13 protein-coding genes are annotated in these 13,897 nt (G+C 72.1%); 12 read left to right on the top strand and 1 reads right to left on the bottom strand.

The genetic code is table 11. The features are described from left to right. Nucleotides 1–56: 56 nt before the first annotated feature. The 12 genes from AB0E67_RS01415 to AB0E67_RS01360 all read left to right on the top strand — a co-directional run bounded on the left by AB0E67_RS01415 (nt 57) and on the right by AB0E67_RS01360 (nt 12,252). On the top strand, nt 57–959 hold the full coding sequence (locus AB0E67_RS01415; RefSeq protein ID WP_362019423.1) for an ABC transporter ATP-binding protein: 903 nt from the start codon (nt 57–59) through the stop codon (nt 957–959). Between the two features lies 1 nt (nt 960). Further along, nucleotides 961–1,752, top strand: coding sequence for an ABC transporter permease (locus tag AB0E67_RS01410; RefSeq protein ID WP_362019420.1), 792 nt, complete (start codon nt 961–963; stop codon nt 1,750–1,752). Between the two features lie 144 nt (nt 1,753–1,896). Next, the gene (locus tag AB0E67_RS01405) at nt 1,897–3,183 is read left to right on the top strand and encodes a sensor histidine kinase (protein ID WP_362019417.1); all 1,287 of its coding nucleotides are present in this window, start codon (nt 1,897–1,899) and stop codon (nt 3,181–3,183) included. A 27-nt stretch (nt 3,184–3,210) separates the two neighbouring features. After that, nucleotides 3,211–3,861 carry a response regulator transcription factor gene (locus AB0E67_RS01400; protein WP_362019414.1) on the top strand — a complete coding sequence of 217 codons (651 nt, stop codon included), beginning with the start codon at nt 3,211–3,213 and terminating at the stop codon, nt 3,859–3,861. A gap of 105 nt (nt 3,862–3,966) precedes the next feature. Next, a complete protein-coding gene (locus AB0E67_RS01395) occupies nt 3,967–5,178 on the top strand; it encodes an Ig-like domain-containing protein (protein WP_362019411.1) in 1,212 nt (403 codons plus the stop codon). 320 nt (nt 5,179–5,498) lie between these two features. After that, nucleotides 5,499–6,749, top strand: coding sequence for an Ig-like domain-containing protein (locus tag AB0E67_RS01390; RefSeq protein ID WP_362019408.1), 1,251 nt, complete (start codon nt 5,499–5,501; stop codon nt 6,747–6,749). Nucleotides 6,750–7,040: 291 nt separating this feature from the next. Further along, nucleotides 7,041–7,808, top strand: a complete 768-nt coding sequence (locus AB0E67_RS01385) for an enoyl-CoA hydratase-related protein (RefSeq protein ID WP_362019405.1) — start codon at nt 7,041–7,043, stop codon at nt 7,806–7,808. A 251-nt stretch (nt 7,809–8,059) separates the two neighbouring features. Further along, nucleotides 8,060–8,575, top strand: a complete 516-nt coding sequence (locus tag AB0E67_RS01380) for an ATP-binding protein (protein WP_351525073.1) — start codon at nt 8,060–8,062, stop codon at nt 8,573–8,575. Between the two features lie 401 nt (nt 8,576–8,976). Beyond that, a complete protein-coding gene (locus tag AB0E67_RS01375) occupies nt 8,977–9,795 on the top strand; it encodes a polysaccharide deacetylase family protein (RefSeq protein WP_362019402.1) in 819 nt (272 codons plus the stop codon). Further along, entirely contained in the window at nt 9,795–10,985 is a 1,191-nt protein-coding gene (locus tag AB0E67_RS01370; RefSeq protein WP_362019399.1) for a YncE family protein, read from the top strand. Before AB0E67_RS01375 ends, AB0E67_RS01370 begins: the two co-directional genes overlap by 1 nt. A gap of 233 nt (nt 10,986–11,218) precedes the next feature. After that, complete coding sequence (locus AB0E67_RS01365; protein WP_362021361.1) at nt 11,219–11,836, top strand: ADP-ribosyltransferase; 618 nt, start codon at nt 11,219–11,221, stop codon at nt 11,834–11,836. Nucleotides 11,837–12,036: 200 nt separating this feature from the next. Then, entirely contained in the window at nt 12,037–12,252 is a 216-nt protein-coding gene (locus AB0E67_RS01360; RefSeq protein ID WP_073784587.1) for an EF-hand domain-containing protein, read from the top strand. A gap of 138 nt (nt 12,253–12,390) precedes the next feature. Here AB0E67_RS01360 and AB0E67_RS01355 read toward each other — a convergent pair whose 3' ends face one another. Next, the gene (locus tag AB0E67_RS01355) at nt 12,391–13,875 is read right to left on the bottom strand and encodes a carboxylesterase family protein (protein ID WP_362021358.1); all 1,485 of its coding nucleotides are present in this window, start codon (nt 13,873–13,875) and stop codon (nt 12,391–12,393) included. Between the last annotated feature and the right edge of the window lie 22 nt (nt 13,876–13,897).

Raw genomic sequence — 13,897 nt, 5'->3', positions numbered from 1 at the left:
GCCTTCGAGCGCGTTGGACGATGGTGCGGTGCCGCGCCCGCCACGATCCTCGTGGCATGGCAATCATCGAAGTCAACGGCCTGCGCAAGGCGTACGGCGGGCGGCCCGCGGTGGACGGGGTGAGCTTCGGCGTCGAGGCGGGGGAGATCTTCGGCATCCTCGGGCCCAACGGGGCGGGCAAGACCACCACCGTCGAATGCGTCGAGGGGCTGCGGGTCCCCGACGCCGGTACGGTCCGCGTCGCCGGGCTCGACCCCGTGGCCGACCACGACCGGGTGACCCGGCTGCTCGGCGCCCAGCTCCAGGAGAGCGAGCTCCAGGCGAAGATCACCGTCGCCGAGGCGCTGGAGCTGTACAGCGCCCTGTACCCGGACCCGGTCGACTGGCGCGCGCTGGCCGAACGGCTCGGCCTGCACACCTCGTACGGCACCCGGTACGCCAAGCTGTCCGGCGGTCAGAAGCAGCGGCTGTCCATCGCGCTCGCCCTGGTCGGCAATCCGCAGGTCGTGGTGCTCGACGAGCTGACCACCGGCCTGGACCCGCGGGCCCGCCGGGACACCTGGAAGCTCATCGAGGACGTGCGCGACAGCGGCGTGACGGTCCTTCTCGTCACCCACTTCATGGAGGAGGCCCGGCGGCTCTGCGACCGCGTCGCCGTCATCGACAAGGGCGAGGTGGTCGCCCTCGACACGCCCTCGGGACTGATCCGCAGGGCCGACGGCGGCACGGTCATCTCCTTCGCGCCGTCCCGCCCCCTGGACGACGCCGAACTCGACGCGCTGCCCGGGGCGACCGGTGTGGAGCACAAGGACGGACGGATCGTCATCCACGGCACCGACGCCACGGTCAACGCGGTGATCTCCCTGCTGGCCCGGCACCGCGTCACCGCACATCAGCTCCGCGTCTCCGAGGCGACCCTGGACGACGCCTACCTCGACCTCACCGAACAGGCGGCCTGAGATGACCACGACGCACACCGACGCCCTCGCCGCGCCCGCCGGGGAGTCGAGGACCCGGGCCCCGTGGGCGGCTGTCCTGCGGACCGAGACACGGCTGTTCCTCCGCGAACCCGGCAGCCTGTTCTGGATCCTCGTCTTCCCGGCCGCACTGATGACGATCCTCGGCCTGATCCCGTCCTTCCGTGAACCCGACGACGCGCTCGGCGGCCGTCGCGTCATCGACCTCTACGTTCCCGTGGCGGTGCTGCTCGCCATGGTCATGGCGGGGCAGACCATGCCGACGGTCCTCACCGGCTACCGCGAACGCGGCATCCTGCGCCGCATGTCGACCACCCCGGTACGGCCGTCCGTCCTGCTCACCGTGCAGCTCGCGCTGCACGGGGCCGCCGCTCTCGTCTCCGGGGCCCTGGTCCTGACCGTCGGCCGGACGGCCTTCGACGTACGGCTGCCGAAGCAGCCGCTCGGCTACGCACTGGCCCTGCTCCTGGCGGTCGCGGGCGTGCTCGCCATCGGCGCGCTGGTCTGCGCGCTCTCCCGCACCGCCAAGGCGTCCGCCGCCGTCGGATCGACCGTCTCCCTGGTGATGATGTTCACCGCCGGGGTGTGGATCCCGGTGCAGTCCATGCCCGACACCCTTCGCCACATCGTCCAGGTCACCCCGCTCGGCGCGGCCTCCCAGGCCCTGGACCAGGCGGCGTCCGGCGGCTGGCCCGGCTGGGTCCATCTGGGCGTGGTCGCCCTGTGGACGGCGCTCGCGACGCTGCTGGCGACCCGTCTGTTCCGCTGGGAGTGACCGTTGGGAGTGACCGCCTCCAGGGCCCGTGCGATCCGCGGGCACAACCCGCCCCCGCCCCCGCTCCCGCTCCCGCTTCCGGACACCGGGCCGCGGAAGGCGTTCCCCGACCCGCGGGAGGCGTTTCTCGGCCACACTTCACCCATGGACACGGGGGACACGACGCGAACGCACCGGGGCGGACCGGGGACGGCGGCCCAGTGGTGGGAACGGTTCTTCCGGTACGGGCCGTACGGCATGCTCGCCCTGAGCATCGTGATCTCGGCGGTGACCGCCGGGGCCATCATGTCCGAAGCGGACGTCCACGTCGCCGCGGTGCTCGTCCCGCCTACGCTCGTCCTCCAGCTCTGGTGGAGCCGGGTCGGGGCCGCCGCGCCGTCCGGGTCGCGGCGGGCGGTGTTCTACTTCGGCGTCCGTACGCTGCTCGCCTTCGCGCTGAGCTGGTGCAACCCGTTCTTCTCCATCTTCGCCGCCATCGGCTACTTCGATGCCGCCCGGCTGCTGCCCCGGCGGGCCGTCCGTCCCGGACTGCTGGCCACCGCCGTCATCCTGGCCGGTTCGCAGTGCGGTGGCTTCCCACCGGCCGGACCCATGAACTGGGCCGCCTTCGGCATCCTCTTCGCCGTGCACGCGGCGCTCACCATGGTCTTCGCGCAGATCGGAGACCGGGAGGCCGAGCACGTACGGGCCCAGGCCGACACCATCAACGCGCTGGAGTCCGCCAACGCCCGCCTCGAACAGGCCCTCGCCGAGAACGCCGGCCTGCACGCCCAACTCCTCGTCCAAGCCCGGGAGGCGGGCGTCGCCGACGAGCGGCGGCGGCTCGCGGCCGAGATCCACGACACCCTCGCCCAGGGCCTGGCGGGCATCATCGCCCAGCTCCAGGTGGTGGCCTCGGTCACCGACACCGATCCCGAACTGGCCCGCCGTCACCTCGACCGGGCGACCGGCCTGGCCCGGCACAGCCTGGGCGAGGCGCGTCGCTCGGTCCACGACCTGGTCCCGGCCGCGCTGGTCCACGACTCCCTGCCCGGCGCACTGCGCAAGACGGTCGACGACTGGACCGAACGCAGCGGCGTCCGGGCCGAGTTCACCGTCACCGGCACGGTCGAACCGGTGCACGACGAGATCGCCGCAACCCTGCTCCGCATCGCCGAGGAGGCCCTCGCCAACGCGGGGCGCCACGCCGGGGCCTCACGGGTCGGCCTGACCCTGTCGTTCATGGACGACGAACTCAGCCTGGACGTACGGGACGACGGCCGGGGCTTCGACCCGTCCGCCCTGCCGCCGCGCGGGGGGACGGGAGGCTTCGGGCTCGGCGGCATGCGCGCCCGTGCCGAACGCGTCGCCGGAACCGTCGAGCTGGAGACGGAACCGGGCCGGGGCACCGCCGTCCGCGCCCTGGTCCCCCTGGTCCGGGACGGGCGGTGACCAGGACCGAGTACGGTTGGCCCCGTCATGGCTGAGGAACCCGCACGCGTCATCACGCTCGTCGTCGTCGACGACCACCCCGTCGTACGGGACGGTCTGCGCGGCATGTTCGAATCGGCGCCCGGGTTCCGGGTCCTCGGGGAGGCCCCGGACGGGGTGACGGGCGTCGACCTCGTGGCCCGGCTCGATCCGGACGTCGTGCTGATGGACCTGCGGATGCCGGGCGGCGGCGGGGTCGCCGCCATCGCCGAACTCACCCGGCGCGGCGCCCGGGCCCGGGTGCTCGTGCTCACCACGTACGACACCGACTCCGACACGCTGCCCGCGATCGAAGCGGGCGCGACCGGCTACCTGCTCAAGGACGCGCCCCGCGAGGAGCTGTTCAACGCCGTCCGCGCCGCGGCCGACGGCCGCACGGTCCTCTCGCCCGCCGTCGCCTCCCGGCTGGTCTCGCGGGTGCGCACCCCGTCCGCGGCGGGCAACGAACCGCTGTCGGCCCGCGAGCGCGAGGTGCTCGTACTCGTCGCCAAGGGCACCTCGAACCGCGCGATCGCCGCCGAACTGTTCATCAGCGAGGCCACCGTGAAGACCCACCTCACCCATGTCTTCGCCAAGCTCGGGGCGAAGGACCGGGCCGCCGCCGTCGCGATCGGCTACGACCGGGGCATCCTCGGCTGACGCCGCCCGTTCCGTTCACCCGCCCCCGCGTTGCCCCTGACCGGCACGCGTCGTTGGGGGGACGTGGACCACGTAGCGAAGAGGCCGGTGGCTCGCGCGGGCACCGTGCCGGCACGGACAGGACGTGTCGCCGTACCGGGGGCACTGGGAGCACTGGCCGCACTGGCCGCCGTACTGAGCGGCTGCACCGGCGGCCCCGCCGCCTTCGGGGACGGGCGCCGCTCCCCGGAGAAGGCGATCCTGGTCACCCCCAGCGACGGGGCACGGGGCATCGCTCCGGACGGCCGGGTGGAGGTGAGGGTTCCGGAGGGGCGGCTGAAGAGGGTCGGGGTCACCCGGATCGAGGACGCGCAGCCGCAGCGAGTGCCGGGCCGGCTCGCGCGCGACGGCCGTTCCTGGACGTCGTCGGCGGAGGGGGAGAAGGGACGGCTCGGACTCGCCGCCACCTACCGCGTCGACGCGGTCGCCGTGGACGGTGACGGACACGAGGTCGCCCGGCGCACCACCTTCACCACGGCCGTCCCCGAGCACCGCTTCACCGGCCGGGTCACCCCGGAGAACCGTGCCACGGTGGGCACCGGAACGATCGTCTCCGTCGCCTTCGGCCGGCCGGTCGTCGACCGGGCCGCCGTGGAGCGGGCCGTACAGGTGACCACGGTGCCGGAGGTCGAGGTGGTGGGGCACTGGTTCGGCGGCAGCCGGCTCGACCTCCGCCCGGCCGCGTACTGGGCACCGGGCACCGAGGTCACCGTCACGGCGCGGCTGCGGGACGTGGAGGGCGCGCCCGGCGTGTACGGGAGCCAGGACAGGACGGTCGCCTTCCGGGTGGGCCGCTCCCAGACGTCCCTGGTCGACGTGGCCGCGCACACGATGGAGGTCCGCCGCGACGGCCAGCTCGTCGCCACCGTCCCGATCACGGCGGGACGTCCGGGCGCGGACACGTACGGCGGCCGGATGGTGGTCGGCGAGATGTACGACGCGATCCGCGCAGCCGACTGCGGCCGCGGGGGCGACGGCGGGGAGATCCCGCACGCCCTGCGGCTCACCGGCTCCGGCGTCCTGCTGCACGGCGACCACTGGTCGGACGAGGGGGCCTTCGGCTCGGCGAACGTCGGCCGGGGCTGCGTCGGACTCCGTGACGTGCCGGGCGGCGGGAGCGACACCCCGGCCGGCTGGTTCTTCGACCGGACCCTCGTCGGCGACGTGATCGAGGTGGTCAACTCCCGGGGCAGGCCGGTCGCGCCGGACGACGGGCTCAGCGGCTGGAATCTGAGCTGGAAGAAGTGGAAGGCGGGCTCCGCTCTTCGCCGGCCCTGACTCCGCCAGTGCGCCCGTTGCCTCCGGAAGCACGTCCACGAGCCCGGAGGCCCACCCACGTCCCCGGGGGCGCCTGCCGCCCCGGCGTGTGCTCGTCCTGCCCCGTCCTGTCCCTGGAAGACGTTCGGATTCGTTCGGTGCCGTCCCTCGGAGACGTCCGGATGGACGAGTTGGGACTGAACGGTGACATCCGAGGGGTCTTCTCGTCGCGACCAGTGTGATTATCTTTCGCTGAGCGCGCATGTGCAGCGCGCGGGGGAGGGGGCCCTGGGCCCCCGGGGCCTTGGCGGGGCCGGGCCGTGCGAGGGGAGACGAACACATTGAACGGGCAGCCGATATCGGGGAGATCGGCCGGGACGGGCAGCGAACGGCGAGGACGCGGGGCCACCGGACCACTGGCTCTGGCCCTGGGGGCGCTGCTGATGCTGGTGACGGCCTGCGGCGGGGACGACACCGGGGGCGCCGGCCGGGACGGCAAGGACGGAGCGAAGGTCGAGGACACCACCGCCTCGCAGGCGGTGGTGACCGTCGCGCCGAAGGACGGGGCCGAGTCCGTCGCCACGAGCGGGGCGCTGAAGATCTCCGCCTCGCAGGGGAAGCTGACCACGGTGAAGGTCTCCGACCCCAAGGGCGCCGAGGTCGAGGGGAAGATCGCGGCCGACGGCACCAGCTGGACGCCCGACCGCCATCTGGCCGCCGCGACCAAGTACAAGGTGCATGCCGTCGCCGAGGACACGAAGGGCCGTGAGTCGGCGAAGGACACCAGCTTCACCACGCTGGTCCCGCAGAACACCTTCATCGGGCAGTACACCCCGGAGGACGGCTCCACGGTCGGTGTCGGAATGCCCGTCTCGATCCACTTCACCCGGGGCATCACCGACCCGGAGGCGGTCGAGAAGGCCATCGAGGTGAAGGCCGAGCCGTCCGTGCCGATCGAGGGCCACTGGTTCGGCAACGACCGCCTCGACTTCCGCCCCGAGAAGTACTGGGCGGCCGGCACGAAGGTGACCGTGAAGCTCGACCTGGACGGTGTCGAGGGCCGTCCGGGCGTCTACGGCAAGCAGACCAGGACGATCTCCTTCACCGTCGGCCGCAGCCAGATCAGCACCGTCGACGCGAAGTCGCACCGGATGACGGTCGTCCGCGACGGCCGGCAGATCAAGGACATCCCGATCTCGGCGGGCGCCCCGGCGACCACCACGTACAACGGTCAGATGGTCATCAGCGAGAAGCTCAAGGTGACCCGGATGAACGGTGACACCGTCGGCTTCGGCGGCGAGTACGACATCAAGGACGTCCCGCACGCCATGCGGCTGTCCACCTCCGGCACCTTCATCCACGGCAACTACTGGGGCGGCTCCGGCGTCTTCGGCGCCGCCAACACCAGCCACGGCTGCGTCGGCCTCCAGGACGTGCGCGGCGGTTGGAGCAAGAAGACCCCCGGGGCCTGGTTCTTCGACAACTCGCTCATCGGCGACGTGGTGATCGTGAAGAACTCCCAGGACAAGACGATCCAGCCGGACAACGGCCTCAACGGCTGGAACATGTCCTGGGCGGAGTGGACCGCGTAACTCCCGTCGCACGGAGGACGGGGCCGGGGGTGTACGGAACGGGCTCCCGTCGTACGGAACACGGGCGGGCCCGGTGCTGTGACCAACGGCACCGGGCCCGCCGTCGTCTGGGCCTGTTCCGAGTTCGCCCGCGGCGTCGCGGCGTCCGGCACTGTCGCCTCCCGCGTTGTCGTCGGTCGCCGACGCCCCGCGTCGACTCCCTTCTCCGCCTTGGATTCGACGGCACCGGACGCCGCTCCTTGCTCCACGGGAGAACTCGGAACAGGCCCTGGCGGCGGTTAATCTCCTCCCATGACCGTAACCCTCGAAGCAAGCGACGGCGTCGGCACCATCCGGCTGGACCGACCGCCCATGAACGCCCTGGACGTGGCCACCCAGGACCGGTTGCGCGAACTCGCCGAGGAGGCGACCCGGCGCGACGACGTGCGTGCCGTGGTCCTCTACGGCGGCGAGAAGGTGTTCGCGGCGGGCGCGGACATCAAGGAGATGCAGGCGATGGACCACACGGCGATGGTCGTGCGGTCCAAGGCGCTCCAGGACGCGTTCACCGCGGTGGCCCGGATCCCCAAGCCGGTCGTCGCGGCGGTCACCGGCTACGCGCTCGGCGGCGGCTGCGAACTGGCGCTGTGCGCCGACTTCAGGATCGCCGCCGACAACGCGAAGCTGGGCCAGCCCGAGATCCTGCTCGGGCTGATCCCCGGCGCGGGCGGCACCCAGCGGCTCGCCCGGCTGGTCGGCCCCTCCCGGGCCAAGGACCTGATCTTCACCGGCCGTCACGTGAAGGCGGCGGAGGCCCTGGCGATCGGCCTGGTGGACCGTGTGGTGCCCGCCGCCGAGGTGTACGAGCAGGCCCGTGCCTGGGCCGCCGCCCTCGCGAAGGGGCCGGCCCTCGCGCTGCGCGCCGCCAAGGAATCCATCGACGCGGGACTGGAGACGGACATCGACACCGGGCTCACGATCGAACGGAACTGGTTCGCCGGGCTGTTCGCCACCGAGGACCGGGAACGCGGTATGCGCAGCTTCGTGGAGGAGGGGCCGGGCAAGGCCGTCTTTCTCTGATTGAACGTCAGTTACGCACGGACGGGCGCCGGTTCATCCGTGCGGGCGGACTGGCCGGATCTTGAGGGACTCTCGGGATCCGGCCATCGGCGTGAGCGGGCACATGCGCCCGGAGGCGCTGTCCTCGCAGGTCAGAGCCATGGATCCGAACAGCATTCTGCCAATGCCATATGTCGTGCGAATGTCGCGGATTATTGCGTTCCGCGGTGGTGATTCCTCCGGAACGACCCCCGGGCGCGCGTCGTGCGGCCATGATGGTGTGCATGGCGGGCCTGGAGGGTGTGGAACAGCCGCGACCGCGCGCAGGCGCGACGGCGGCACGCTGGATGACTACCGGCGAGGAAGAGCAGGCGTACAAGGCGCTGGAGTTGTTCGGCGATCCGGCGGAGGGGGAGGTGCGACTGCCCTCCCGCCCGGAATCCGCGGCCCATGCGCGACGACTCACCTCGCACGTGGTGCTCCGGCAGTGGGCGCTCTCGCCGCAGATCTCCGAGTACGCCGTACTGCTCGTCTCGGAGCTCGTGGGCAACGCGGTGCGGCACACCGGCGCCCGGGTCTTCGGCCTGCGGATGCTGCGCCGCCGCGGCTGGATCAGGATCGAGGTGCGCGACCCCTCGCGCGGGCTGCCGTGCCTGATGCCCGTGCGCGAGATGGACGTCAGCGGGCGGGGGCTCTTCCTCGTCGACAAGCTCTCCGACCGATGGGGGGTGGATCTGCTGCCCCGGGGCAAGACCACCTGGTTCGAGATGCGGACCTCCGACCGCTGACCACCGCCCGGCCGTCGCGGCCGGGGGCGGCCCGCGCCCCGGGCTCCCGGTTTCCGGCGCCGGAAACACAGCAGCCCCCGGGCTGCCGTCGTGGGGCGCTTCGGGGGCCGCTGTGGTGGGGGCCGTGACATGGGGGGTGTGTTCACGGCCGCTCGTGACGACCGAACTCGGGTCGGTGCGGGTCGTGTCACCGACTATGGCAGACGGGCGACCTCGCCGCCAAAGGTGCAAACAGGACATTTCCATGCATATCTCGTCATTTCTTCAATAATTCGTAGGTGTGATGGGTCACTTGCCTGGAAAAGCGTGAACATTTATGGGATTCAGTGGATGATTCATTCGCGCCGCCCATATATCCGCATTGCTGTCATCCGCCTCTTCCGCCCCTATCGTGTCTGCGCATGAACGCCTCCGACGGGCCGGTGCACCGCCGCAGTGCCCTGCGCGCGGGAGCGGGGGCCGTACTCGCCGGCCTCGCCGCCGGCTGCGCGGACCGTCGTGACGCCCGCGGTACGCCGACCGGGCCCGCCACCGCCGGGGCGGGCGCCGGGAAACCCGTCACCCGGAGCACCCGCCCTCCGTCCCCGCGTCCGGCGCCCGCCCCGCACCGCTTCCCCGGGCGGCCGGCCCAGATCGACCACGGTCCGCGCGACCGCCCCCGCGTCGCCCTCACCTTCCACGGCCAGGGCGATCCCGTCCTCGCCCGGACCGTCCTCGCCGAGGCCGAACGGGCCCGCGCCCGGATCACCGTCCTCGCCGTCGGCAGCTGGCTCGACGAGCATCCCGGCATGGCCCGCCGCATCCTCGACGGCGGCCACGACCTCGGCAATCACACCTGGCACCACGTCGACGTCTGCGCGCTCGGCGATACCGAGGCGTACGCGGAGATCACCGGCTGCGCGGAGCGGCTGCGGCGGCTCACCGGATCCATCGGCTCCTGGTTCCGGCCCTCGCGCGCCCGGTACGCCACCCCGCTCGTCCAGCGGCTCGCAGCCCGGGCGGGCTATCCGCACGTCCTCTCCTACGACGTGGACTCCCTCGACTTCACCTCACCCGGCGCCGCGGCCGTCTCCCGCAAGGTGGCCGGGGAGATCCGCAACGGCTCGGTGGTGAGCCTGCACCTCGGCTACGCGGACACGGTCGCCGCCCTGCCCCTCCTCCTCGCCGAAATCGACCGCCGCGGACTGCGTGCGGTGACGACCACGGAGCTGCTGACCTGATGTTTCCCCACACCAAGCACATCGCCGCCCTGCTCGGGGGCGTCCTTCTCGCCGTCCTCACGGGCTGCGGATCCTCCACCGAGAAGGGGAACATCGAAGCCGTCGGCAGCGAGGCCGCCCGGCCCACCGACGCCGGACGCGTCGTACCGCCCGCCCCGCCCGGACTGCCCGGCATGCCGCCGGTCCTCGATCCCCAGGACGTCTACGCCGCCGACCGGCCGGGGAAGCTCTCCCCGGTCGTCAGGAACTTCCCCTCCCGGGTGTACGTCCCCAACACCAACTCCGACACGGTGTCCGTGATCGACCCCGCCACGTACAAGGTCATCAGGACCATCAAGGTCGGCCGCCAGCCGCAGCACGTCGTGCCCTCCTGGGACATGAAGACCCTCTGGGTCAACAACGACCTCGGCGACAGTCTGACCGCCATCGACCCCGCCACCGGCAAGGTCGGCCCCACGGTGCCCGTCTCCGACCCGTACAACCTCTACTTCACCCCGGACGGCAAGTACGCCGTGGTCATGGCCTCCATGGACCGCGAACTGGTCTTCCGCGACGCCCACACCATGAAGACCGTCAAGACCGTCCCGGTCAGCTGCGCAGGGGTCAACCACGCCGACTACTCCGCCGACGGGCGGTACTTCATCGTCTCCTGCGAGTTCTCCGGCGAACTCCTCAAGGTCGACACGGCGCGGATGGAGGTCGTCGGGCAGCAGAAACTCCCGCTGCACGGGGCCATGCCGCAGGATGTGAAACTGTCGCCGGACGGCGGCACGTTCTACATCGCGGACATGATCGCGAACGGGGTGTGGGCCCTGGACGGCGAGAAGTTCACCACCCCGAAGATGCTGCCCACCGGCAAGGGCGCCCACGGCCTCTACGTCAGCCGCGACTCCAAGGAGATGTACGTCTCCAACCGGGGCGAGGGCACCATCTCCGTCTTCGACTTCGCACAGCGCAAGGTGACCAAGAAGTGGCGGCTGCCCAACGGCGGCAGCCCGGACATGGGCGGGGTCTCGGCCGACGGCAAGGTCCTCTGGCTGAGCGGCCGTTACAACTCCGAGGTCTACGCCATCGACACCGACAGCGGCAAGCAGCTCGCCCGGATCCCGGTCGGCAGCGGCCCGCACGGCCTCGCCGTCTACCCGCAGCCGGGACGCTACTCGCTCGGCCACACCGGCGTCTTCCGCTGACGGACCGGGAGGCCGCGAGGCGGTGAGGTCGTGGCGCGGTGAGGTCGTGGCGCGGCGAGGTCGTGGGGCGGCGAGGTCGTGAGGCGGGACGGTTCGAGTGGGGCGGATGTTCTGAATGTGAAGGATGTCCCAGTTGGTCGGGGTGGTAGGACGTCAACTCCCGGCCGGACTCGCTCACCATCGGATGATGGTGAGCGGCCGGTATCCGCTCTGCCGGGACAGTGATCCGCATGATGATCACTTCTCTTCTGCGGCGCCGGGCCGCCGTTCTCGCCCTCTCCCTCGCCGCCGCGCTCGTCCCGGCCGCGGCCACCGAGGCCGCTCCTGTCGCCGCCTCGGCGGCCCCCGCGGCAGCCGCGTTCAAGCCCGGTGACTGCCCGGTCGTCACCGACCGCCTCTTCGCCGCCGCGGACACCGTCGACGTCGGCCGGATCACCCCGCGGCCCGCCTGGCGCGGCGACTGCCGCCAGCTCTACCGGGCGGACGGGCGGGGCCCGGAGACGATCTTCGACGAGGGCTTCCACGCCCGGGACATCACGTACGGCCAGTACGACGTGGAGAAGTACGTCCTGGTCAACCAGCCCTCTCCGTACGTCTCCACCTCGTACGACCACGACCTGTACAAGCGGTGGAAGGCCGCGTTCAACTACTACATCGACGCTCCCGGAGGTGTCGACGTGAACAAGACGATCGGCGACACCCACAAGTACGCGGACCAGGTGGAAGTTGCCTTCCCGGGCGGCGTCGACCGGACGTTCATCGTGGGGGCGTGCCCGATCGACCCGACGAACAAGACCGAGATCATGAGCGAGTGCGTGGACAACCCGCACTACCGGCCGTGGCGCAGCTGAGCCGTCGAGGTCGGGTCCGAGCCGTCGAGACCCGTGCGGTGGGCGGACGTCCCGCGGCGGGCGGCCCGCGGCGGACGTCCCGCGCGCGGCGACCGGCCGCCGCACGGGTCCGTCGTGACGCCCGTTAATCTGACCCCCGTCATGAACGCACTGACCAGGCATTGGTCAGGCACTGGTCAGGCATTACGGAGGACGGAACTGTGGCGGACATCGAGTCGGCGCGCAAGGCGTTCGAGCGGTTCGATCTGAACGGCGACGGGCTGATATCGGCCGCCGAGTACAAGAGCGTGATGGCTCAGCTCGGCGACCCCCACGTCACCGAGACGGTGGCCCAGGCCATCATCAACGACCACGACGCCAACGGCGACGGTCTGCTCACCTTCGACGAGTTCTGGGCGTCGCGGAACAAGGGCTGATCCGCCGGGGCCCCGGCCCGTGACGACGCTCACGGCCCGGGGCCTTTCCGTGCGAATGCCCCGGCGAGGGACCCGGTCCCCGGCGAGGGACCCGGTCCCCGATGAAGGGGTACGGCGCGGGCGCGGGGGCGGCCGCGCTCACCCCCTCCCGCGCCGGTACGGCGCCCAGCCGCGCAGTTCGTCGTCGCGCGGGGCGCGCACCACCGCGGGAGTCCCCGGGCCGAAGCCCATCACCGGTCGGGACTCGTCCCACACCGGCCAGCCCGGATCGCCGGTGGCGGCGAACCGCACCCAGGCCGTATGCATCGCGTCGGCCAGTTCCTGAGGGGCGTCCGGGCCGGCCAGAGCCACCGCGTCCGGCTTGTCCAGGTTGTCGAAGACGAAGCCGATCTCCAGCGCGTGACAGGCGCCGAGCCCCAGCACGGGGGACGGCCAGCCGAACTCGTAGAGACGGGTGCTCCCCGGCGCGCCCGCACGGGCGTCCGCCACCCGGTTCAACGGGACGCGCAGCAGCAGGTCCGTGGCGAGCGCCCCGAGCAGTTCCCCCGGAGCGGCGTCCGGGCGGCCCGCGCGGTAGGCGCGCTCCGTGTCCCTCGGCACGCGGAACTTCAGCAGGGCCAGCCTGAGCCCGACCCTCGACAGCTTCTCCGTGAGCCCGCTCGGCACGAACCAGAGCCGGTACTCCTCGGTGTTCGCGCCCATCAGCAGATCGACGTCGGCCGAGGCGCCGTCCAGCAGTGCCCCCAGCGGGTCGCGCGGCAGCAGATCGCCGTCCACCACGATCTGGAAGGAGTTCCCGTCGGTCAGCGGCGAACCGCCGGAGGTCACCTCGGTCTGCGCGTCCAGCAGCCGTTCCCGGTCCACCTCCGCCAGCGCCCCGGCCGTCGCCGCCACGCCCAGCCGACGGGCGATCAGCTCCGTGGTGCGCCGGGCGGCGTCGTCCAGCGGCAGCGCGTGCGGCGCCCCGCTCTGCAACACCGCACGCCGGAACAGCCCCTTCGCGCGCGGCGCGGCCAGCAGCGCGGCGATGCCGATGGCCCCCGCGGACTCCCCGCACACCGTGACCAGGTCCGGGTCGCCGCCGAACGCCGCGATGTTGTCCCGCACCCAGGTCAGCGCCGCGATCTGGTCGAGCAGCCCCCGGTTGGCGGGCGCGTCCGGGAACACCCCGAACCCCTCGATGCCGAGCCGGTAGTTGAGGGAGACGAACACCACCCCGTCACGGGCGAACGTCGCCCCGTCGTACAGCGGCACGGTCGAGGAGCCGTGCAGCAGCGAACCGCCGTGGATCCAGACGAGCACGGGCAGCCCGGCCGCGTCCGGCGACGGCGTCCACACATTGAGGTTGAGGCAGTCGTCCCCGGGCACGTCCGGGTCGGGCAGCAGCCGGTCCAGCGGTGGGGCGTACGGCCGCTTGGGCGCGGTCGGCCCGAACGCCATCGCGTCGCGCACCCCCTCCCAGGGCTCCGGCGGCTCGGGCGCCGCGAAACGCCGGGCGCCGACCGGCGGCGCCGCGTACGGGATGCCCCGGAAGACCGCGACACCCCCTTCCCGCGTGCCGCGCACCGTGCCGTGGGCGGTGCCGACCAGCGGGGACGTCTCGGACGGGGACGTCTCGGACATGGGCGGGGGCAGGGCGGACATG

It is taken from the genome of Streptomyces sp. NPDC032161, assembly GCF_040636995.1.
GTDB lineage: Bacteria > Actinomycetota > Actinomycetes > Streptomycetales > Streptomycetaceae > Streptomyces.
This window is presented reverse-complemented; position numbering and strand designations above follow the sequence as displayed.

Excerpts from the sequence above, each read along its gene's own strand:
- AB0E67_RS01385 (WP_362019405.1), top strand. The coding sequence starts at position 7,041 with ATGACCGTAACCCTCGAAGCAAGCGACGGCGTCGGCACCATCCGGCTG.
- AB0E67_RS01375 (WP_362019402.1), top strand. The coding sequence starts at position 8,977 with ATGAACGCCTCCGACGGGCCGGTGCACCGCCGCAGTGCCCTGCGCGCG.
- AB0E67_RS01365 (WP_362021361.1), top strand. The coding sequence starts at position 11,219 with ATGATCACTTCTCTTCTGCGGCGCCGGGCCGCCGTTCTCGCCCTCTCC.
- AB0E67_RS01400 (WP_362019414.1), top strand. The coding sequence starts at position 3,211 with ATGGCTGAGGAACCCGCACGCGTCATCACGCTCGTCGTCGTCGACGAC.
- AB0E67_RS01405 (WP_362019417.1), top strand. The coding sequence starts at position 1,897 with ATGGACACGGGGGACACGACGCGAACGCACCGGGGCGGACCGGGGACG.
- AB0E67_RS01355 (WP_362021358.1), bottom strand. The coding sequence starts at position 13,875 with ATGTCCGAGACGTCCCCGTCCGAGACGTCCCCGCTGGTCGGCACCGCC.
- AB0E67_RS01370 (WP_362019399.1), top strand. The coding sequence starts at position 9,795 with ATGTTTCCCCACACCAAGCACATCGCCGCCCTGCTCGGGGGCGTCCTT.
- AB0E67_RS01410 (WP_362019420.1), top strand. The coding sequence starts at position 961 with ATGACCACGACGCACACCGACGCCCTCGCCGCGCCCGCCGGGGAGTCG.
- AB0E67_RS01415 (WP_362019423.1), top strand. The coding sequence starts at position 57 with ATGGCAATCATCGAAGTCAACGGCCTGCGCAAGGCGTACGGCGGGCGG.
- AB0E67_RS01380 (WP_351525073.1), top strand. The coding sequence starts at position 8,060 with ATGATGGTGTGCATGGCGGGCCTGGAGGGTGTGGAACAGCCGCGACCG.